General features: G+C 73.9%; 1 protein-coding gene and 2 pseudogenes. 2 read left to right on the plus strand and 1 reads right to left on the minus strand.

Annotated elements, in window-relative coordinates; translation table 11 throughout:
- Both LB823_RS23540 and LB823_RS23545 read left to right on the plus strand, forming a co-directional pair.
- A pseudogene (locus LB823_RS23540) lies at positions 1-598 on the plus strand (hypothetical protein); the annotation flags it as partial.
- Entirely contained in the window at positions 595-1,095 is a 501-nt protein-coding gene (locus LB823_RS23545; RefSeq protein WP_224652187.1) for a hypothetical protein, read from the plus strand. The pseudogene LB823_RS23540 and the gene LB823_RS23545, both read left to right, overlap by 4 nt.
- Before the next feature lie 8 nt (positions 1,096-1,103).
- On the opposite strand, the pseudogene LB823_RS23550 reads toward LB823_RS23545, so the two are convergent.
- Positions 1,104-1,255, minus strand: a pseudogene (locus LB823_RS23550) (class II fructose-bisphosphate aldolase); the annotation flags it as partial.

Below are 1,255 nucleotides of genomic sequence, written 5' to 3' on the forward strand. Positions count from 1 at the left end.
GCGCGAGGGGGATCGCCTCGCGCCCCTCTCCACCCCCGCGGCGACGACGCCCGATCTCGTGAAGCCGGACACCGCGCAGACGCCGCAGGAGAACGCGGCGCGGCAGTCGCCCGAGTACTACGCGCCGCAGGGCGGCCAGGAAGCCCCGTCGAAGGGCAAGCGCACGCTGTGGATCGTGGCGGCCGCGGTGGTGGCGGTGGTGGTGATCGTCGCGGCGATCGCGCTGCTGGTGCCCAAGTCGGGCTCCGGCTCGTCGACCGACCCGCGGCAGCAGGCGGCGAACGCGACGACGTCGTTCATCGACGCGGTGGGCCGCGGCGACCTCGCCGCCCTGCGCCAGCAGACCTGCGGCAACGCCAAGGTGTACTACGACGGGCTCAACGACGGCCAGTGGCAGCGCGTCTACGGCAACGCCAAGGCCGACGGCCTGCTGCCCGAACTCGACGGCCTGCAGGCCGTGGACGTGCGCGGCGACAAGGCGGAGGTCCAGGTCGAGGTGCACTACGCCAACAACCCGAGCGCGAAGGTGCGCAACACCCTCACGCTGGAGAAGGACGCGGACACCTGGAAGGTGTGCACGCGCGTCGGGGCGCGATGAGCACCCCGTCGGAGGAGCCCACGCTCCGCAATCCGAAGCCCGAGCCCAAGCCGGAACCCCCGCAGGCCCCGAAGCCGGAGCCGCGGACGGCACCGTCAGAACCCAAGCTCGCGTACTCCGAAGTGCCGGACCGGCCCACGCCGCGGACCGACCGGATCGCCCGCGGCGCGGGCCGCGTGACGCCGCCCCGGCGCACCGCGACCCCGCCGATGGCGGCCCCGCACCCAATGGCTCCGCGCCCGCACCCGACGCACGGCGCGCAGCAGCCGCACCGTCCGCCCGCCGCGCAGAGCCGCGCGCCGCATGCCCGGCCCCCGCAGGCTCCCCACCGACCCGCCGGGCCGGCGCAGGGCGCACCGTCGAACCAGCCCGCCCCGCAGGCGCCGAATCCGGCCCCGAAACGCGCACGGCCGCTGCTCACCGGCCCGGAGTGGGCGGCGGCAGCGGCCATGATCGTGCTCGTGCTGGCGGTCCTCCTGGGACTGGCGCTGGCCTGAGCTACTAGCTACTTCGCGCTGATCGACTTGCCTGCGGAGTGCAGGTCGTTGCACGCCTCGACGACCCGCTCGGCCATCGACGTCTCCGCCTTCTTCAGGTAGGAGCGGGGGTCGTAGACCTTCTTGTTACCGACCTCACCGTCGATCTTGAGCACCCCGT

This window comes from Tsukamurella sp. M9C (assembly GCF_020169415.1).
Classification (GTDB): Bacteria; Actinomycetota; Actinomycetes; order Mycobacteriales; family Mycobacteriaceae; genus Tsukamurella.